The 16,456-nt window shown below is 70.8% G+C and carries 22 protein-coding genes and 1 pseudogene; 11 read left to right on the plus strand and 12 right to left on the minus strand.

Annotated features, from left to right (window positions below; translation table 11 throughout):
• Positions 1-357: 357 nt before the first annotated feature.
• The 5 genes from dprA to VLK66_RS13340 all read right to left on the minus strand — a co-directional run bounded on the left by dprA (position 358) and on the right by VLK66_RS13340 (position 4,752).
• Positions 358-1,497, minus strand: coding sequence for a DNA-processing protein DprA (dprA, locus tag VLK66_RS13320; protein ID WP_325309919.1), 1,140 nt, complete (start codon positions 1,495-1,497; stop codon positions 358-360).
• 9 nt (positions 1,498-1,506) lie between these two features.
• Positions 1,507-2,535, minus strand: coding sequence for a GTPase ObgE (gene obgE, locus VLK66_RS13325; RefSeq protein ID WP_325309920.1), 1,029 nt, complete (start codon positions 2,533-2,535; stop codon positions 1,507-1,509).
• Between the two features lie 165 nt (positions 2,536-2,700).
• Positions 2,701-3,336 (minus strand): carboxymuconolactone decarboxylase family protein, encoded by a 636-nt coding sequence (locus VLK66_RS13330; RefSeq protein ID WP_325309921.1) that lies wholly within the window; start codon positions 3,334-3,336, stop codon positions 2,701-2,703.
• Positions 3,329-4,342 (minus strand): asparaginase, encoded by a 1,014-nt coding sequence (locus VLK66_RS13335; RefSeq protein ID WP_325309922.1) that lies wholly within the window; start codon positions 4,340-4,342, stop codon positions 3,329-3,331. The genes VLK66_RS13330 and VLK66_RS13335 overlap by 8 nt, the downstream gene beginning before the upstream one ends.
• Positions 4,343-4,530: 188 nt before the next feature.
• Positions 4,531-4,752: a hypothetical protein gene (locus tag VLK66_RS13340; protein WP_325309923.1), complete on the minus strand. Its 222-nt coding sequence runs from the start codon at positions 4,750-4,752 to the stop codon at positions 4,531-4,533.
• A 402-nt stretch (positions 4,753-5,154) separates the two neighbouring features.
• Here VLK66_RS13340 and VLK66_RS13345 point away from each other — a divergent pair, with 402 nt between their 5' ends.
• From VLK66_RS13345 to VLK66_RS13380, 8 genes are all read left to right on the plus strand, one after another.
• Positions 5,155-5,382: a hypothetical protein gene (locus VLK66_RS13345; protein ID WP_325309924.1), complete on the plus strand. Its 228-nt coding sequence runs from the start codon at positions 5,155-5,157 to the stop codon at positions 5,380-5,382.
• 71 nt (positions 5,383-5,453) lie between these two features.
• Complete coding sequence (locus VLK66_RS13350; protein WP_325309925.1) at positions 5,454-5,690, plus strand: hypothetical protein; 237 nt, start codon at positions 5,454-5,456, stop codon at positions 5,688-5,690.
• A 62-nt stretch (positions 5,691-5,752) separates the two neighbouring features.
• Positions 5,753-5,995, plus strand: a complete 243-nt coding sequence (locus VLK66_RS13355; RefSeq protein WP_325309926.1) for a hypothetical protein — start codon at positions 5,753-5,755, stop codon at positions 5,993-5,995.
• A gap of 74 nt (positions 5,996-6,069) precedes the next feature.
• Complete coding sequence (locus VLK66_RS13360) at positions 6,070-6,306, plus strand: pinensin family lanthipeptide (RefSeq protein WP_325309927.1); 237 nt, start codon at positions 6,070-6,072, stop codon at positions 6,304-6,306.
• A gap of 47 nt (positions 6,307-6,353) precedes the next feature.
• Positions 6,354-6,602: a hypothetical protein gene (locus VLK66_RS13365; RefSeq protein ID WP_325309928.1), complete on the plus strand. Its 249-nt coding sequence runs from the start codon at positions 6,354-6,356 to the stop codon at positions 6,600-6,602.
• A gap of 28 nt (positions 6,603-6,630) precedes the next feature.
• A complete protein-coding gene (locus tag VLK66_RS13370) occupies positions 6,631-6,834 on the plus strand; it encodes a hypothetical protein (protein WP_325309929.1) in 204 nt (67 codons plus the stop codon).
• Positions 6,835-6,860: 26 nt separating this feature from the next.
• Complete coding sequence (locus VLK66_RS13375; protein ID WP_325309930.1) at positions 6,861-7,067, plus strand: hypothetical protein; 207 nt, start codon at positions 6,861-6,863, stop codon at positions 7,065-7,067.
• A gap of 11 nt (positions 7,068-7,078) precedes the next feature.
• On the plus strand, positions 7,079-7,285 hold the full coding sequence (locus VLK66_RS13380; protein WP_325309931.1) for a hypothetical protein: 207 nt from the start codon (positions 7,079-7,081) through the stop codon (positions 7,283-7,285).
• 121 nt (positions 7,286-7,406) lie between these two features.
• On the opposite strand, the gene VLK66_RS13385 is transcribed toward VLK66_RS13380, so the two are convergent.
• Positions 7,407-8,996: a M28 family peptidase gene (locus VLK66_RS13385; protein ID WP_325309932.1), complete on the minus strand. Its 1,590-nt coding sequence runs from the start codon at positions 8,994-8,996 to the stop codon at positions 7,407-7,409.
• An 83-nt stretch (positions 8,997-9,079) separates the two neighbouring features.
• Entirely contained in the window at positions 9,080-9,322 is a 243-nt protein-coding gene (locus tag VLK66_RS13390; protein WP_325309933.1) for a DUF2442 domain-containing protein, read from the minus strand.
• A gap of 284 nt (positions 9,323-9,606) precedes the next feature.
• Between VLK66_RS13390 and VLK66_RS13395 the strand changes: the two genes are divergently transcribed.
• Positions 9,607-9,864: a hypothetical protein gene (locus VLK66_RS13395; protein WP_325309934.1), complete on the plus strand. Its 258-nt coding sequence runs from the start codon at positions 9,607-9,609 to the stop codon at positions 9,862-9,864.
• Positions 9,865-9,942: 78 nt separating this feature from the next.
• On the opposite strand, the gene VLK66_RS13400 is transcribed toward VLK66_RS13395, so the two are convergent.
• Positions 9,943-11,100 carry a DUF2911 domain-containing protein gene (locus VLK66_RS13400; protein ID WP_325309935.1) on the minus strand — a complete coding sequence of 386 codons (1,158 nt, stop codon included), beginning with the start codon at positions 11,098-11,100 and terminating at the stop codon, positions 9,943-9,945.
• Positions 11,101-11,242: 142 nt separating this feature from the next.
• On the opposite strand from VLK66_RS13400, the gene VLK66_RS13405 reads away from it, so the two are divergent.
• Positions 11,243-11,623, plus strand: coding sequence for a hypothetical protein (locus VLK66_RS13405; RefSeq protein ID WP_325309936.1), 381 nt, complete (start codon positions 11,243-11,245; stop codon positions 11,621-11,623).
• A gap of 44 nt (positions 11,624-11,667) precedes the next feature.
• On the opposite strand, the gene VLK66_RS13410 is transcribed toward VLK66_RS13405, so the two are convergent.
• Positions 11,668-12,834 (minus strand): L,D-transpeptidase, encoded by a 1,167-nt coding sequence (locus tag VLK66_RS13410; RefSeq protein ID WP_325309937.1) that lies wholly within the window; start codon positions 12,832-12,834, stop codon positions 11,668-11,670.
• A 322-nt stretch (positions 12,835-13,156) separates the two neighbouring features.
• Here VLK66_RS13410 and VLK66_RS13415 point away from each other — a divergent pair, with 322 nt between their 5' ends.
• Complete coding sequence (locus VLK66_RS13415; protein ID WP_325309938.1) at positions 13,157-13,408, plus strand: hypothetical protein; 252 nt, start codon at positions 13,157-13,159, stop codon at positions 13,406-13,408.
• 82 nt (positions 13,409-13,490) lie between these two features.
• Here the strand turns inward: VLK66_RS13415 and VLK66_RS13420 are convergent, their stop codons facing one another.
• The 3 genes and pseudogenes from VLK66_RS13420 to VLK66_RS28635 form a co-directional block, all read right to left on the minus strand.
• On the minus strand, positions 13,491-14,963 hold the full coding sequence (locus tag VLK66_RS13420) for a pyruvate dehydrogenase complex dihydrolipoamide acetyltransferase (RefSeq protein WP_325309939.1): 1,473 nt from the start codon (positions 14,961-14,963) through the stop codon (positions 13,491-13,493).
• A gap of 86 nt (positions 14,964-15,049) precedes the next feature.
• Positions 15,050-16,033: pseudogene (locus VLK66_RS13425) on the minus strand (pyruvate dehydrogenase complex E1 component subunit beta); the annotation flags it as partial.
• A gap of 29 nt (positions 16,034-16,062) precedes the next feature.
• Complete coding sequence (locus tag VLK66_RS28635) at positions 16,063-16,449, minus strand: four helix bundle protein (protein ID WP_349260506.1); 387 nt, start codon at positions 16,447-16,449, stop codon at positions 16,063-16,065.
• Between the last annotated feature and the right edge of the window lie 7 nt (positions 16,450-16,456).

A 16,456-nucleotide genomic window follows, 5' to 3' on the forward strand; every position in this document is an offset into this window, starting at 1 on the left:
GCGATGATGCCGGTCCCGAGGACAATCGGCGCGGTGCGAGCGAACTCGGCCTGCCACGGTCGCACTCCACAGGAAGATGCCACTGAAGTGGCGGCTACAACGGCACGCAGTCCGCCTTCGCGGACTTCATCGGTGCGAGACGACCCGCGGCGCGCCGACTCGCATCACCGCGGCCGCGATGATGCCGGTCCCGAGGACAATCGGCGCGGTGCGAGCGAACTCGGCGCAGGCCGAGTGCGTGCAGTTGTAGCCGCCACTTTAGTGGCATCTTTCCAACACCGGCCTTCGCACTAACGCACCAACGCACTCCCGCACTCCCGCACTCCCGCACTCCCGCACTCCCGCACTCCCGCACTTCTACCGCCGCCGATACTGCTTGCCCGGCAGCGATTCGACCAGCTCGCGCAACTCCAGCCCCAGCAGCGCGGCCAGCACGTTGCTCGGCGCCAGCTCGGCCGCGGCGGCGATGTCGTCCACCGGCCGCGGGTCCGCCGTGAGCGCGGCGTAGACCTTCGCCTCGTCGGGCGCCAGGTCCGCGGGCGGGGGCGGCGGCACGTCGGGGTTGGCGGGCGACGCGGGGCCGGCCGACGCGGTGAAGGCGTGGCCCACGCCGCGCAGCTCCTCCAGGATGTCGGCCGCGGTGGTGACCAGGCTGGCGCCCTCCTTCAGCAGCTGGTTCGTCCCCGCGCTCTGCGGGCTGCCGATGGGACCGGGCACGGCGAACACCTCCTTCCCCTGCTCCAGCGCGTAGCTCACCGTGTGCTGCGCCCCGCTCTTCTCCCCCATCTCCACCACCAGCACGCCCAGGCTGAGCGCGGCGATCAGCCGGTTGCGGCGCGGGAAGTTCCCCGCGTTCGGCTCCTCGCCCGGCGCCAGCTCGGTCAGCAGCAGCCCGCGCTCGCGCACCCGGGCGAACAGCTTCTCGTTCTCCGGCGGATAGACGCGGTCGATGCCGTGGCCCAGGACGCCGACGGTGGTTCCGCCCGCGTCCAGCGCCGCCGCGTGCGCCGCGCTGTCGATCCCCCGCGCCATCCCGCTGACGATGGACAGCCCCGCGCGCGCCAGCTCGCCGGAAAGGGAGATGGCGGTGCGCCGCCCGTAATCCGTGGGCGAGCGCGTGCCCACCACGCCGATGCCGGGCGCGGCCAGCAGCGCCAGGTCGCCGATGGCGAAGAGGAGGTACGGCCGGTCCGGCAGATTCCGGAACGCGTCCGGGTACGCCGCGTCGTCGGGGGTGATGGCCACGGCGCCCGCCTCGCGCAGCGTCCGCATCGCCTCGTGGGTGCGGCGCAGCCCGTCGTCGGTGGCCGCGGCGCGGAGGCGCTTCACGAACTCGCGCCCGAAGCCGGGGACCGCCGCCAGCTCGTCCTCGCGCGCGGCCAGCACGCGCTCGGCCGAGCCGAAGCGCGCCAGCAGCGCCGACAATCGCGCCGGTCCGATGCCGTCGACGATCGCCAGCCGGAGGATGGGTTCCAGCGCGGAGGAGGAGAGGGGCATCCGCGGGCCTCAGGGGCGCCAGGGCTCGGGCTGGTCGTCGTGCGCCTTCTCCTCCTCCACCGCCTTCGCCGCGTGCTGCCACAGCCCTTCCAGCAGCGTGTCCAGCCCGCGCCGGGCCACCGAGGAGATGACGAACTGCCCCCACGCCTCGGGCGCGTCGACCCGCGGCGTGGGCCAGTCGGGCGGGAGCAGGTCGGCCTTGGTGAAGACGACCGCGTGCGGCTTGGCGGCCAGCTCGGCCGAGTAGGCGCGCAGCTCGTCCATCAGCCGCGTGTACTCCTCCTGCGGCTCCAGCGCGTCGGCGGGGATCATGATGGCCAGCGTGCGGGTGCGCTCGATGTGGCGCAGGAACTGGTGCCCCAGCCCCTTCCCCTCGTGCGCGCCCTCGATGATCCCCGGGATGTCGGCGACGACGAAGGTGCGGTGCCCGGGGAGCTGCACCACGCCCAGGTTGGGCGTCAGCGTGGTGAACGGATAGTCCGCCACCTTCGGCGTCGCGGCCGAGACCGAGGAAAGGAAGGTCGACTTCCCCGCGTTCGGCTCGCCGACCAGCCCCACGTCGGCAATCAGCTTCAGTTCCAGCGCGATCCGCCGCTCCTGCCCGGCGAGGCCCGAGTCGGCGCGGCGCGGGGCCTGGTTGGTGGAGGTGGCGAAGCGCGCGTTCCCCCATCCCCCGCGCCCGCCCGCGGCCACCACCATCTCCTGTCCGTTCTCCAGCAGCTCGCCCAGCACCTCGCCCGTCTCCACGTCGCGCACCGTGGTTCCCGGCGGCACGCGCAGCACCAGGTGCTCGCCGCTGCGGCCGGTGGAGTTGGTGCCCTCGCCCTTGTTGCCGTTGGGCGCCGCGTACTTCTGCCGATAGCGATAGTCGAGCAGCGTGGACATCTGCCCGTCCGCCCGCAGGATGATGTCGCCGCCGCGGCCGCCGTCGCCGCCGTCAGGGCCGCCCATGGGCGCGAACGACTCGCGGCGGAACGAGGATGCCCCCGGCCCGCCATCGCCCGCCTTGATCTGGATTTCCGCGTAATCGAGAAACACGTCCGCCCACCTCCGGATAAACCCGTCAGGGGGATGAAGATCACCCCTCCCGATCCATCTCTTCTCTCCTCCCCACCGCCGGTTTCGGTAGATGGAGATCGGAGGATCCGCCCCAATGCAGCCCTGCAGTCGCGGAGCGACTTGGTGCTTTTGTTGCCCCCGATTTCAATCGGGGGAAGATGCCAATGGCTCGGGCGATGCCGCCGCCTTCGCGCGGATCTCGCCCCACAGCGCGCGCACCCGCTCCGCCGCTTCGGGGGCGACGAAGCCGCACGCGATCTCCATCGCCTCGTCCACCTCGGCCACCGACGCGCCGGTGTTCAGCGCGCCGCGGAGATGCGAATGCAGCTGGCGTGGCACGTTCCAGACCGCCAGCAGCGCGGCGATGCACAGCTCGCGCACGCGCAGCTCCAGCCCCGGCCGCCCGATCACCCGGCCGTAGCCGCCGGTGACCATCCAGTCCTCGAAATCGGGGTGCAGCGCGCGGACGTTCTCGCGCAGCTTCCCGTAGTTCGCGCCGTAGACGGCGTGGCAGACGACGTCTCCCCGCGCCTCCCACGACGCGGGATCCTCCCCCAGCGCGGGCGGGGCGGGGGAGCCGCCGACCTCGCGCCAGACGCCGAGCGAGTTCAGCGCGTCCGGAAAGCCCACGAACAGGTGCGACTGGAGGATCACCTCCTCCACCGCCGTCGCGTCGGCCGCGCCGCGCGCCTCCTCCAGCGCGCGCCGCACCGCCCCCGCGTCGCGCGTCGCCAGGGCGGCGGCCACGCGCAGCAGCGCGCGCCGCGCCGCGTCAGGCATCCGGCGCCTGCAGGGCGATCGCGGGGCGGATCTGGCCGACCGGCTCGCCGCGCGTGTTCAGCAGCTCGGGATAGGCGTGGTGATGCAGCGCGCCGTAGTCGTCCTCGCTGATCAGGTCCAGCTCGCGCAGCACGCCCAGGATGGCCGGGGCCACCGCCCGCGCGGCGCCGTCCTCCACCTTCAGCGCGATCCCCAGCTCCGCGCCGGGGACGCCCACGCAGTAGACGCCTTCCGCGCCGACCTTGGCGAAGAGCCGCCCCGCCGCCTGCCGCATCAGCTCCGTGCAGATGCGCCCCTCGCCCGCCACCATCTCCGGGTGCGTCGTCATCGCCTCGAAGACCACGGTGGGCGACCGCTCGCCCGCGCGCACCGCGGCCGCGAAGGCGGCGAACGACAGCGCCATCTGCCGCAGCGGCAGCGCGAAGCAGGGCACGCCGCACCCGTCGGTCGCCAGCGCGATCGCCTCTTCCGGCATCCGCGTCCAGCGCGACACCTCGGCCAGCAGGCGCCGCTGCACCGGGTGCTCGGGGCGGTGGTACTCGGCCGGCTCCCAGCCGTGCGCGCGGGCCAGCATCATCATCCCCGCGTGCTTGCCGGAGCAGTTGTTGTGCAGCCGCCCGGGCTCCAGGTGCGCCTCCTCCAGCTTCCGCCGCGCGTCGTCGTCGAACGGGGGGTGCGGCCCGCACGCCAGCGCGTCGCTGGTGACCGCCGCCTTCTCCAGGATGCGCGTGGCCACGCCCGTGTGGTCCGCGCTGCCGGAGTGCGAGCCGCAGCAGAGCGCCAGCTCCTCGGGCGTCAGGCCGTAGCGGTCGTACGCGCCGTCCTCCACCAGCGGAAGCGCCTGCAGCGGCTTGGCGGCCGAGCGGAAGAAGGTGATCAGGTCGGGGTCGCCGGCGCCGGCCCGCAGGCGGCCCTCGGCGTCGACCACGGCCACGTGCACGCGGTGGCGGCTTTCCGGCACGCCGCCGCGCGTGACCTCGATGCTGCACTCCGTCGCTTCGTTCATCCGTTTCCCGGGGTGGCGGTCGCGGGGGGAAGATAAGCGCGCTCCCCGGCGCGGCAACCGCCCGCAGCGGACGCCGCCCGCATTCCGCCACCGGCGCAACAGCCGCTCCATCTCCGTGCCCCATCCCGCAACCAAACAGGGCGCCTCGCAGGGGAGCGCCCGGTTGCATCCGCTTGGCCGCATTCGCGTCAGCCGCCCCAGCCTTCCGGCGTCGCGTCGAAGTCCTCGGCCATGTGGATGAGGCCGCGAGCGCTCCCTGGGCGGCGCGGCTGCCGTGGAATCCGAAGCGAGACGATCTTCGCGACGGGCTCGCCTTCCCGGGTGAGGATCACTTCGCCATGCCGCATCGCCAGATCGACAACGGCGCGAAGCTCATCCGATGCGTCGCCCAGATCGAAGGTGGTGCTCATGGATCCCGCAGGGTTGAGGTGATCATATCTTCAATTAAAGGATGATCTCGACGGAATCCCACAATGCGCAACCAGCCGTTGCTGTCCGTGTTGAGCCGCGCTCCGATGCGGCCGCATCCGCACCGATCCGCGGATCAGGCGCGCGCCACATCTGCCTGCGGGCGCAAAGCGGACGGATATGCACGCGCTCCGGGCCGGGCGTAATCGTTCCCATAAATCTGGAATTTCCGCGTGAACAGGCGATGTTTGCACTCCAATCGCGACGTAGAATGTCTCATGCAAGCCCGTTGCGTCGCCGAACGCACAGGTTTATTGTTGGCTGAAAACGTAAAATCTACGGAGGCGATTCCCATCGCGCGGAGTTCGCGTGTGGGGCCTTCACACCTGGAGCGGAGGCGGACGATGCGCAAGAAGCTCAGCCTGAACGTGGACGAGCTCGCGGTGAGCTCGTTCGAGACCGGCGAGGGTGAAGCGGCCGGGCGCGGCACGGTGCATGGAGAAGCGGCGGCGTGTACCTGCAACGCCTCGTGCGTGTGTCCCAGCGCCATCTACTGGTGCGCGGAGATCGCGTACACCGTGTACTCCTGCGACTACACGAAGAACGCGAGCTGCATCACCACTCCCACGTGAGCGCAGAGGGGTGCGGGCCAGGCCGGTCCGCACCCCTTCCCGCATCTCCCCGATCCTCCGGAGGTGGACCGATGAAGAAGCTCAGCCTGAACCTCGAACGCCTGGCCGTCACCTCGTTCTCCACCTCGGCGGCCGAGGAGGGGCGCGGCACCGTGCGCGCGGCGGCGGACGACTGCACCTGCGCGCGGTCGTGCGCCTGCCCATCGGCGTACTTCTACTGCAACACCAACCCGGTGAACACCATCTACTCGTGCCAGTACACGGCCAACGCCAGCTGCTGGTACTCGAAGGGGTGCACTCCGGCCTGAAGCACCCGCTGCCCGGCCCACCCCGCGAGCAGAACGTTCCCAACCCGCGAAGTGGAGGCACGATGCAACGCAAGAAGAAGCTGGACATGGACGCGCTGGCGGTGGACAGCTTCCAGACCACGGAAGCCGAGGAAGGCCGGGGCACCGTGCACGCGCGCGGGATCGAGCCCACGCCGCCGGAATACGCGTGCACCTGCGCCAACACCTGCCTGTGCAAGACGGCGTACTACCACTGCGGGACCGGATACTACACCATCTACTCCTGCGACTACACGCAGAACGGCAGCTGCGCGGTCACGCAGTGACGACGGGCGGCGGGAGCGGGGCATCGCGCGCCGCTTCCGCTCCGCCCGGAAGGCATTCGTTCCACGGAGGAGCCATGCAGACCCGGAAGAAGCTCGATCTGGACACGCTGGCCGTCGACTCCTTCGCCACGGCGGCGGAGGATGGAGCGCGCGGCACCGTACGCGCGCACGAGAACGAGCCGGACGTGGCCGCGAGGGGGTGCACCTGCCAGGGCACCTGCCTGTGCCCCACCGCCTACTACAACTGCGGCACCGGCCCGTACACCATCTACTCGTGCGAGTACACGGCCAACAACAGCTGCCACGTGTAGCCGGAACGCACGGGTTCATCTCCGCCGGGCAAAGGGACGCAAGCACGATGAAGAAGCTGAAGCTGGACCCCGGGTCGCTCTCCGTGCAGGGATTCGAGACCGCGCCCGCCGCTCCCGCCCGCGGCACCGTGCAGGCGCTGGCCAGGGGCGTCTGCACCGCGCTGGCGAGCTGCCCGTGCGACACCGGCCAGTGGGCATGCGGCCCGTTCACCAACCAATCGTGCGACTACACGCGGGCCGGCAACACCTGCGACTCGTTTCCCACCGAGGTGGACCCGACCTGCATCTGTGCGTGACACGCCGACCCCAACCCGGAGACGGACGATGAAGAAGCTGGAGCTCTCGATCGACCAGCTGGCGGTGGACTCGTTCCCCACCGAAGCCGCCGCGCTCGAGGAGCGCGGCACCGTGCGCGGCGCGGCGGCCCCGTGCACCGCGTTCGACAGCTGCTACTGCAACACCTCGCTGTACCGCTGCGGAACCATCCGGGCAACATACTCGTGCCCGGCCACGCAGATCTGCCTGTAGCGCGGCTCGCAACCGGGAGACGGAAGATGAAGAAGCTGGAGCTCTCGATCGACAGGCTGGAGGTGGACTCGTTCCCCACCGCGGCCGCCGCGCCGCCCGAGCCGGGGACGGTGCAGGGGCAGGCGGCCGACTGCACGTCGCCCGCGACCTGCAAGTGCCCCACCTCGCTGTGGGCGTGCGGCACCGTCGCGTTCACCGCGTACTCCTGCCCGGCGAGCTGGAACTGCGTCTGAAGGAGGAGATGATGAAGAAGAAGCTGGAACTCTCGATCGACGCGCTGGCGGTGGACTCGTTCGCCGCGGGCCAGGCGGAGCGGCGGATGGAGGGAACCGTGCACGCCGCGGCCCGGCCGTGCACGTCGTGGAGCACCTGCCAGTGCCCCACCTCCGCCTACATCTGCTCCACCCAGCCGGCGACCGCCATCTCCTGCCCCGCCACCTCGCTCTGCTGAGCGGCGGGACGGACGAAAAGAAGAGCCGCGGGGGGATCGTCTTCCCCTCGCGGCTCTGCTTATCTATTGGTCACGACGCCGGTGCGGTGACGCTACGAGCGCGCACTCACGCACTTCCGCACTATCTCGTGCTCTGCGCCGTGTTCCGCGCCGGCGGCTGGCAGACCGGCCACGACCCCCGCTGCCCCGTCCGCTGGTCGACGGGGAACTCGGTGCGGCGCTCGCGCGGGAGGCGCTGCGGCTCCTCGCTGGCCAGGTACGCCAGCATGGCCGTGAGCGTGGCGTTCATCCGCACGTCGTCCCACGAGATCTTGTCGTAGGTGTCGCGGTTGGTGTGCCAGGTGTACGTGCCGTAGTCCCACGACAGCGACCCCAGCCCGAACGCCGGCGCCCCCGCGCACACGAACGACGCGTTGTCCGTCCCCCCCGCTGACGGCAGTCCGGGGTCGTTCAGCTGGATGCTGTCCACCAGCGCCGGCGGCAGCATGGCGAACCAGCGGCGGAAGTACGGCGCCACCCCGGTGAAGCCCTGGAACGAGAAGTTGCGGATGCGCCCGGTGCCGTTGTCCTGGTTGAACAGCGCCTGGAGGTTCTGCACCACCTGCGGATGGTCCTCCACGTAGGCGCGCGAGCCGTTCAGTCCCTGCTCCTCGCCCGCCCAGTGGCCGGCCAGGATGGTGCGCGCCGGGCGGGGATACACGGACTTCAGGATGCGCATCGCCTCCATCATCACCACCGTGCCCGTGCCGTTGTCCGTCGCGCCCGAGCCGCCGTCCCACGAGTCGAAGTGCGCCGACAGCATCACGTACTCGTTCGGCTTCCGCGCGCCCCGCATCTCCGCGATCACGTTGCTGGCGGGCAGGTCGCCCGGGAACCGGGCCTGCGCGTCCACCCGCATCCGCGGACCCTGGCCGTGCTCCGCCAGGCGGTAGACCAGGCCGTAGTCCTCGCAGCTCAGGTCCAGCGTGGGCGCGTGCATCGTCCGGGCGTTGAAGATCTTGTCGACGCCCCACCCCAGCGACCACAGGTTGGTGATCACCCCCGCGGCGCCCGCGTCCTCCAGCACCCGCGGCAGGGTGCGCGTGTCCTGCCCCGTCCGGCGGATGCGCGCGGTCCACGCCTCGGCGGCCGCGGCGCGCTCCGTCTTCATCCGCTCGAAGCTCTCGGGCATGGCCCAGCGCGCCCAGTTGCTGTCGGGGCGGCAGGTGGGCTGGGGCTGGGAGATGAGGACGAACTTGCCGCGCGCGCCCGGCAGCCACGCGCGGAACGCCGCCGAGTCCGCCACGTCGGGGAGGATGACGGCGGGCGCGGTGACGGGGCCGTCGGTCCCCGGGCTCCACGCCAGCATGGTGGCCTCGAGGGTGCGCACGCGCGGCGCGACCAGGTCCACGTGCGTGTACCCGCGCTGCCACCCGCGCCAGGTGCCCCACTGCTCGGCGCGCGCGGTGATCCCCCAGCCGGCGTACCTGCGCACGGCCCAGTCGTACGCGGCCTGGATGGCGGGCGAGCCGGTGAGGCGCGGGCCTACCGAGTCCAGCAGCGCCTGCGCCAGCGGCTGCACCTGCGAGCGGTTCATCCCCTCGTCCCAGATGCGCTGCAGGACGGGGTCGCTGCTGGCCCACGCGGGCGCGGGCGGCGCCTGCTGCGCGCGTGCGGGATGGACGGCCAGCGCGCACGCCGCCGCCAGGGCGAACGGAAGGGTTCGCTTCATTCGTGTCTCCTGAGGTGTAAACGGAAGCCGGGGCGACCATGATGGCGCCCCGGCACGGGTTGCTGCAAGGAGATGGCGGGAGATCAGGAGATGGCGGTGCGCGGGGTTCGCGGCGCGGGCGCTCCGCGGAGAAGCCCTTCCGTGCTCAGGTCCTCGTCCACGTCGGGCCAATGGATGCCGAAGCCCGCGCCCGAGACGCGCCAGTTGGACCGCTGCGCCGGCGTGGCGTGCAGCAGGCGCGGGTACCACGCCAGCGGCACCGTGATGGTGCGGCCGTCGGCCAGGTCCACGCTGAGCGTCTCTTCGCCCAGGCGAACGCCCTTCACGCGATCATGCGCCTCCGGTGCGGAAGTAGTCACGTAATCCCCACATAAGTGAAGGACGGAAGATGCACCGCGATATGTCGATAGAGATGAACGCTGTATCGATGGATACTGCCTGACAAGTGGACGATCCGGATAGGCCAGCGGTGGGACTTTTTCTCGATATGAGGCTCGGGATGAGCGGGGGATGAAGCGAGGTGGTACAGGGCTGATGCACGGTGGCGCGGCTCGTGCAATGCGGAGGCGACTCTGGGCGGAGATGACAACCCGTTGCGCAGGAGTGGGTTATGGCGAGTCTGGGACGGAAGCTGATGTGGGCCGTGGTAGGCGGCGCGGTCACCAAGACGGCGCGGAGCATGACGCGCAACGCGCTGACCACCCCCGGCGGCGCGCCGCGGCTGCCGCAGCCCGTGCGCCGCAGCCGCAACATGGAGACGGCGCTGCTGCTGGCCCTGGGCACCGGCGTGGTGCTGGCGCTCGGCGACGTGCTCTCGGAGCAGACCAAGACCACGGCGAGGGTGAAGCAGCCGAAGCCTGCGTACTGAACAGAAGGTGCGAAAGTGCGAGAGTGCGAAGGTGCGAGAGTAAGGGCCACTCTCGCACTCTCGCACTTCTTTTTCGGCTTACTTCACGGTGATGGGGACGAACGCCTCCAGGTCGTCCCACTGCAGGCGCAGCACGCCGCCGCCGGCCTGCGGCTCAAGGCGGACGGTGAACTCCTCCAGCGGCGTGTCGATGCGGCGCGTCTGCATGTCGATGCGCGCCAGGTCCTGCGCCGCGTCGTACTCCGTTCCCCACTGGCCCGTCTGCCTGTTCACGATCAGCTTCCACCCGCTCTGCGTGGGCAGGGTCCAGAGCGTGTACCTGCCCGCGGGCACGCTCACGCCGCCGATCGTCAGGTCGCGCGTGGTGGTGAAGCCCGTGGCCGCGTTGGCGCCGGTGCGCCAAACCTGCCCCCACGGCACCACGTTGCCGAACACCACGCGGCCGCGCTTGAACGGCCGTCCGTAGTCCACCGCCAGGTGCGCCCCTCCGAAGTCCGCCACCGCCGAGTCGCGCGGGCTGAGCGGCCCCATCCCCTGGTGCGCGGCGTCGCGGCGCGCGAACTCGGTGGCGAAGGCGTCCACGTCCACGTCGGGAACGCGGTGCACGATGAACTTGGCCGTGCTCTCGATCCCGTTCAGCCCCAGCAGGCGGCCGCGCGCGTCGGTGGCCACGCGCTGCACGCCGGCCACGTTGGCCAGCCGCATCGAGTCCGCGCCCACCGCCGACACGAGCATGGGGTAGCTCTGGTTCGCGCCGATCGGCACCAGCGCCAGCGTCACGGTGTCGCGGCGCATCGCGCGCGCCTGCATCATCGCCTGCTCGTAGAACACGTGCGACAGGTTCACCAGCGGCACCGCGCGCGGCGCGGCGATGCGGAAGCTGTACACGCTGTCGCCGCGCTGCACGCGGGTGAAGGCGCTGTCGGCGGTGAACTGCGCCGCGGCGGTCACGGCCGGCTGGCCGCTGCCGGGCTGGCTGCTGGTCATCTCCATCCGCTGCACGCTGCCGTCGGGGTTCAGCACGGCCGTGTAGCTGCGCACGGTGGTCCGCGGCGAGCGCGACACCATCTGCCCCTCCAGCCGGTCGCCGGTGCGCGTGTACTTCTCCACCGCCAGCGTGTCGCTGCCGAGGGTGACCACGAAGGCGGCGGTTTCGCCCTGCGCCTGGGCGCCGGCCCGCGACGCCGCGCACGCGACGAGCGCTGCGGCCAGGGTGCCGCGGAGGATCGAATTCATTAGCGTCGCACTCCGGTCCGTTGAACGGTTGGGATGGGAACTACAAGGTCGTGCTGGGGCGCTGTGTGCACAAGAATCGCGTAGGGCGCAGTGCGAAGCCGAGCGAGCGGTCGAGGAGGATCAAGGGAGGGGTGACGAAACGATGGCGTACGGGCTGATCGAGTTCCTGGAGGACGGCAATGGCAGGGCGATGCTGTGCCGCACGAGCAACGGCCAGCCCACGGGCGCGGACGGGGTGATGGATCCGCTCGCCGCGTTCATCGAGGAGACGTCGCCCACGCTGCTGCGGCAGGGCTCGCCGGGCGCGCTGTACATGGCGCAGCTCTTCGCCGCGCGCGAGCACGAGGCCGGCCGCGAGATCCGCGTGGTCGGCGGCCAGGGCGAGCTCGGCATCACCGCCGCCGAGGTGGAGCAGCTGCCGCCGCCCGGCTACCTGTACGAGATCTCCTTCCCCCGCGAGGGCGAGCGCGGCCAGCCGTCCATCCGCACGCGCGCGCTCGGCGAGCCCGGAATCACCACGTAGTGCGAAAGTGGTTTTCACTCTCGCACCTTCGCACTTTCGCACCTTCAGTTCACCGCCAGGCCCCGCTGCTCCCGCAACTCCTGCTCGGCGTCGTGCAGCGCGTCCCAGGCGCGCTCGGCGTAGCGGTCGTCCAGCACTTCGCGCGGGGCACGCTTCGTGGGCCAGGGCGTCGCGGCGTCGTCCGGGTTGCCGGGGTAGAGGCCGACCGCGGCGCTGACGATGGCCTGCGCCACCTGCTCGCGCGTCTGCCGGTCCAGGCGGCCGAGCACGGCCAGCGTGCGCAGCGGGCCCTGCGTGAAGGCGTCGGCCAGGATGGCGGCGTACTCGTCGCGCAGGCGGCCCTGCCCCAAGTCGTCAATGCGCGTGAGGAGGCCGGCGAGCGCCGCATTGTCGTCGTCCTTCACGCCGCGGAAGATCAGCACGCTGGCCACGCTCGGCCACTTCGCCTCGCTCTCGGCAAAGGCGTCGGCCACCAGCTCGTCGTCCAGCCGCGCCAGCAGCTCGCCGGTCTCCATCCCCTCCAGCTCCACCACGAACGGGTCGCGCGGGGGCGGCGTTCCGGCGGGGCGCGAGCTGGCGCGCGCGGCCGGCGGCGGCGCGGAGACGGCCTCGCGCCCGCCGCCCACGATCACCACCTCGGTGCCCACCTGCACGTCGTGGTACAGCCGCAGCGCGTTCGCGTCGGACAGGCGGATGCAGCCGTGGCTCACGCGCCGGCCCAGCAGCTCGGGCTTGTCGGTGCCGTGGATGGCCAGCCCGTGCCCGATGTACACCGCCGCCGCGCCCAGCCCGCGCGTGAAGCGCCGCTTGGGATCGTTCGGCCCGGGGACGGCGAGATTGTGTTCGAGGAAGTACCAGTCGGGCGCGATCCAGTCCGGCTCGCGCGCCTTGTGGGTCACGTGGTAGGCGCCGTTCGGCGTGTGGAAGTCCCACGCGTCGCGGTCCGTCTCCATCCTCAGGCCCGTTCCCGTGCCCACCGGCGCGCGCCACAGCACCCGCCGCCCCTTGGCGAAGTAGAGCTCGTTCTCGTCCAGGTCCACCACCACGGCGTAGCCGCCGCGCGCCAATGCCTCCGAGCGCACGCGAACCGGCTGGCGCGTGGACACGGGCGTGGCGCCGCGGCCGCCGCGCTGCTGTGCGTCCGCGGCGCCGCCCGCATGCAGGGCCGCGGCAAGCGCGGCGGCGATCGGAAGAGCAGTGGAGATGCGCATCTTTTCCAGCGGGGGACCGGGTGCGGAAGGGACCGTCGATCGTCCGTCAGGCTACCCCGCACCGGAGGGGCAGGGTTCCGTCGTCCCGATGCGCAAGTCCGGTTCCGCGCCGGACCCGCCATCCTGATTCTTCCACGCGGGGACGGAAGATCGCGAAGGAAGGATCGAGACACCTTGCGTCGAAACGTCAACCGTCATCGCCACGCCAACGCGGAAGGAATCCGTCCTGATCGATGAAGTTCTTGACAGCGCCGGTTTTCCATTCCACACATAACGACACAAACTGTTGGCGTAATATAACCTCGTCGAATCGGAGGGACCGATGAAGAAGCTGAAGCTCGCCCTCGAGGGCCTGCGCGTGGAGTCGTTCGCCACCGGCGACCTCCGGCGCGGAGGGACGGTGCGCGGGTTCTACGCGGAGGTGGAAAGCCGTGACATCTGCATTCTCACGCGCACGGCCTCGGATCCCGCCATCACCTGCCAGGTGGAGTGCGGGACCAGTCTCGGCTACACCTACTGCGTGGACAGCTGCGAGGCCAATCCCACGAACCCCGCCACCTGCCCCTGCCAGTAGCCGTTCCGACGGGCAGGACGCACGAAGGCCCCGGCCGGGACCGCCCGCCGGGGCCTTCGTGTTTTCGGGAGATGAAGATCGGTCAGGCGACCATCATCATCGGCTCTTCGAGGTAGCTCTTCAGCGTCTCCAGGAACTTGGCGCCCGTCGCGCCGTCGATCACGCGGTGGTCGCAGGAGAGGGTGACGCGCATCCGCTGGCGGATGGCCATGTCGCCGGCCTCGTCCACCACCACCCTGGGGCCGATGGCGCCCACCGCCAGGATCGCCGCCTCGGGCGGGTTGATGACGGCGGTGAACTCCTCGATCCCGAACATCCCCAGGTTGCTGATGGAGAAGGTGGAGCCCGTGTACTCGTCGGGCTTCAGCTTCTTCTCCCGCGCCCGCCCGGCCAGCTCGCGCACCTCGGTGGCGATTTCGGTGACGCCCTTGCGGTCCGCGTCGCGCACCACCGGCGTGATCAGCCCCTCGTCCACCGCCACCGCCACGCCGATGTGCACCGCGTCGTGGAAGCGGATGGCGTCGCCGGTCCACGCGGCGTTCACCCACGGGTGCTTGCGCAGCGCCGCGGCCACCGCCTTGATGACCAGGTCGTTGGGGGAGACCTTCACCCCCTGGTCCTTGAAGCGCTCGTTGATCTTCCCGCGCAGCCGCATCGCCTCGCCCATGTCGATCTCCACGGTGAGGAAGAAGTGCGGCACCGGGCCGATGGACTGCGTGAGCCGCTTCGCGATGGTCTTGCGCATCGGCGAGAGCGGAAGGTCGCGGTCGCCCGCGCCCGCCGGCCGCACCTGCGGCGCGGCGGGAGCGGGAGCCGCCGCCTCGGGCTGGGCAGACGCCTGCGCGGCCTGCTGCGGCGCCGCCTCGGCCTGCGCGCCGCCGCCCTGCATGGCCGCCTCCACGTCACGCTTGATGATGCGCCCGCCGGGGCCGGAGCCCTGCACGCCGCCCAGCTGCACGCCCGACTCCGACGCCATCCTGCGCGCCAGCGGCGACGCCTTCACCCGCCCGTTCCCGGCCGCGTCGCCGGACGTATCCGCGCCGCCGCCCGCCTGCTGCGCGCCGCGGTCGGTCCCCGCCACGCCCGACGCGGGAACCGGCGTCGGCGCGGCGCCCTTGGGCGTGTCCTCGGCGGGGGTGCCGCGCTCGGCCGAGTCCTGCTCCGTCTGCCCGGCGGCGGCCACCGCGGCGGCGCCCCGGCCCACCTCCGACGAGCCGGCGGCCTGCGCCACCGTCTCCTGCTTCGGCGCCTCGGCCACCGACGCGGCCTGGTCCGCCTGCGCCTCGCCCGCGCCGGTAAGCGCGGACACGTCCTCGTCCGCGCCCGCGATCACCGCGATCACGGTGCCGACGTTGGCGGTGTCGCCCTCGCCGATCATGCGCTTGCGCAGCACGCCCGAGCCGCGGGCCACCAGCTCCATCGTGGCCTTGTCGGTCTCGACCTCGGCCAGGACGTCGCCCTCCTTGACCTGGTCGCCCTCGTTCTTCAGCCAGGTGGCCAGGCGCCCCTCTTCCATCGTGGGCGAGAGCGCCTCCATGTAGACCTTGGTCGCCATCTTCCGTTCACTGGAAAGTGCGGAAGTGCGTGAGTGCGGAAGTGCGTGGGTGCCGTTGCGCACTCACGCACTTCCGCACTTCCGCACTATCGGTAAAGAACCCGGTTCACCTTCTCCACCACCAGCTCGGCGCTCGGCTTCACGGCCTTCTCCAGCGCCTTGGCGTACGGCATCGGCACGTCGGCCTGGGTCACGCGCAGCACCGGCGCGTCCAGCAGGTCGAACGCCTCTTCCTGGATCAGCGCGGCCACCGTGGCGGTGATCCCGCCATGCGGCCACCCCTCCTCCAGCAGCACCGCGCGGTTCGTCTTCCCCACCGAGTTCAGGATGGTGTCCACGTCCAGCGGGCGGATGGAGCGCAGGTCCACCACCTCGGCGTTGATCCCGTCCTTCTCCAGCATCCCCGCGGCCTGCAGCGCCACGTGGATCATCTTGCCGTGGGTGATGATGGACACGTCGCTCCCCACGCGCTTCACCTCCGCCACGCCCAGGGGGATGATGAAATCGTCGTCCTCGGGCACCTCGCCCTTCAGGTTGTACAGCATCTCGCCCTCGAACACGGCCACCGGGTCGTCGTCGCGGATGGCGGCCTTCAGCAGCCCCTTGGCGTCGGCCGGGGTGCCGGGGACCACCACCTTCACGCCGGGATAGTGCGCCACCTGGCTCTCCAGCGCCTGCGAGTGCTGCGCCGCCAGCTGCAGCGCCGCGCCGGTGGGCCCGCGGAAGGTGATCGGCATCTTGAACTGGCCGGCGCTCATCGAGCGCATCTTGGCCGCCGAGTTGAAGATCTGGTCGAAGGCCAGGATGGCGAAGTTCCAGGTCATGAACTCGATCACCGGCCGCACCCCCGTCATCGCCGCGCCCACGCCCAGCCCCGCGAACCCCAGCTCGGTGATGGGCGTGTCGACCACGCGCATCTCGCCGTACTTGTCCAGCAGCCCCTTGGAAACCTTGTACGCGCCGTTGTAGACGCCGACTTCCTCGCCCATGAGGAAGACGTCGGGATCGCGCGCCATCTCTTCATCGAGGGCCTGATTGAGCGCCTCGCGATACGTGATTACTGCCATTGGGCCATCCGCAGGTTCAAAGTGCCTAGTGCCTAGTGCCTAGTGCCTAGTAACAGCTCATCTCTCCAGCGACTTGCGAAGGGAGACGAGTATCCGCGTGACTCAAGGCACGCGCTCAACAGGGCACCCGATTCCTCTTCACCTAAGTATCCGAGCTCTTTCGCCAGATAAAGCTGGCTGCGCACCTCACCGGCAGATCCGCGGGCGATCGCAAGAAACCGCGCGAACTCGGCACGGCTGTTCCGGTTGAACCTTTCGGCGATATTCGACATCACCGACACTGCCGCTCGTTGTATCTGATCCCGCAGGCCAAAGTCCCTGGCGAAGCGCGCGTTGGCCGTAACGCGATAGATGGCCACGCACAGGTGCTTCGACTTCTGCCACGCAACAAGATCCTCGAATCGCTCAACCCGCACCATTCCTCCC

Source organism: Longimicrobium sp., from assembly GCF_035474595.1.
Lineage (GTDB): Bacteria > Gemmatimonadota > Gemmatimonadetes > Longimicrobiales > Longimicrobiaceae > Longimicrobium.

What these genes read in the sequence shown, in the direction of transcription:
- dprA (WP_325309919.1), bottom strand. Translation starts at nt 1,497, where the DNA reads ATGCCCCTCTCCTCCTCCGCGCTGGAACCCATCCTCCGGCTGGCGATC.
- VLK66_RS13330 (WP_325309921.1), bottom strand. Translation starts at nt 3,336, where the DNA reads ATGCCTGACGCGGCGCGGCGCGCGCTGCTGCGCGTGGCCGCCGCCCTG.
- VLK66_RS13335 (WP_325309922.1), bottom strand. Translation starts at nt 4,342, where the DNA reads ATGAACGAAGCGACGGAGTGCAGCATCGAGGTCACGCGCGGCGGCGTG.
- VLK66_RS13340 (WP_325309923.1), bottom strand. Translation starts at nt 4,752, where the DNA reads ATGAGCACCACCTTCGATCTGGGCGACGCATCGGATGAGCTTCGCGCC.
- VLK66_RS13345 (WP_325309924.1), top strand. Translation starts at nt 5,155, where the DNA reads ATGCGCAAGAAGCTCAGCCTGAACGTGGACGAGCTCGCGGTGAGCTCG.
- VLK66_RS13350 (WP_325309925.1), top strand. Translation starts at nt 5,454, where the DNA reads ATGAAGAAGCTCAGCCTGAACCTCGAACGCCTGGCCGTCACCTCGTTC.
- VLK66_RS13355 (WP_325309926.1), top strand. Translation starts at nt 5,753, where the DNA reads ATGCAACGCAAGAAGAAGCTGGACATGGACGCGCTGGCGGTGGACAGC.
- VLK66_RS13360 (WP_325309927.1), top strand. Translation starts at nt 6,070, where the DNA reads ATGCAGACCCGGAAGAAGCTCGATCTGGACACGCTGGCCGTCGACTCC.
- VLK66_RS13365 (WP_325309928.1), top strand. Translation starts at nt 6,354, where the DNA reads ATGAAGAAGCTGAAGCTGGACCCCGGGTCGCTCTCCGTGCAGGGATTC.
- VLK66_RS13370 (WP_325309929.1), top strand. Translation starts at nt 6,631, where the DNA reads ATGAAGAAGCTGGAGCTCTCGATCGACCAGCTGGCGGTGGACTCGTTC.
- VLK66_RS13375 (WP_325309930.1), top strand. Translation starts at nt 6,861, where the DNA reads ATGAAGAAGCTGGAGCTCTCGATCGACAGGCTGGAGGTGGACTCGTTC.
- VLK66_RS13380 (WP_325309931.1), top strand. Translation starts at nt 7,079, where the DNA reads ATGAAGAAGAAGCTGGAACTCTCGATCGACGCGCTGGCGGTGGACTCG.
- VLK66_RS13385 (WP_325309932.1), bottom strand. Translation starts at nt 8,996, where the DNA reads ATGAAGCGAACCCTTCCGTTCGCCCTGGCGGCGGCGTGCGCGCTGGCC.
- VLK66_RS13395 (WP_325309934.1), top strand. Translation starts at nt 9,607, where the DNA reads ATGGCGAGTCTGGGACGGAAGCTGATGTGGGCCGTGGTAGGCGGCGCG.
- VLK66_RS13400 (WP_325309935.1), bottom strand. Translation starts at nt 11,100, where the DNA reads ATGAATTCGATCCTCCGCGGCACCCTGGCCGCAGCGCTCGTCGCGTGC.
- VLK66_RS13405 (WP_325309936.1), top strand. Translation starts at nt 11,243, where the DNA reads ATGGCGTACGGGCTGATCGAGTTCCTGGAGGACGGCAATGGCAGGGCG.
- VLK66_RS13410 (WP_325309937.1), bottom strand. Translation starts at nt 12,834, where the DNA reads ATGCGCATCTCCACTGCTCTTCCGATCGCCGCCGCGCTTGCCGCGGCC.
- VLK66_RS13415 (WP_325309938.1), top strand. Translation starts at nt 13,157, where the DNA reads ATGAAGAAGCTGAAGCTCGCCCTCGAGGGCCTGCGCGTGGAGTCGTTC.
- VLK66_RS13420 (WP_325309939.1), bottom strand. Translation starts at nt 14,963, where the DNA reads ATGGCGACCAAGGTCTACATGGAGGCGCTCTCGCCCACGATGGAAGAG.
- VLK66_RS28635 (WP_349260506.1), bottom strand. Translation starts at nt 16,449, where the DNA reads ATGGTGCGGGTTGAGCGATTCGAGGATCTTGTTGCGTGGCAGAAGTCG.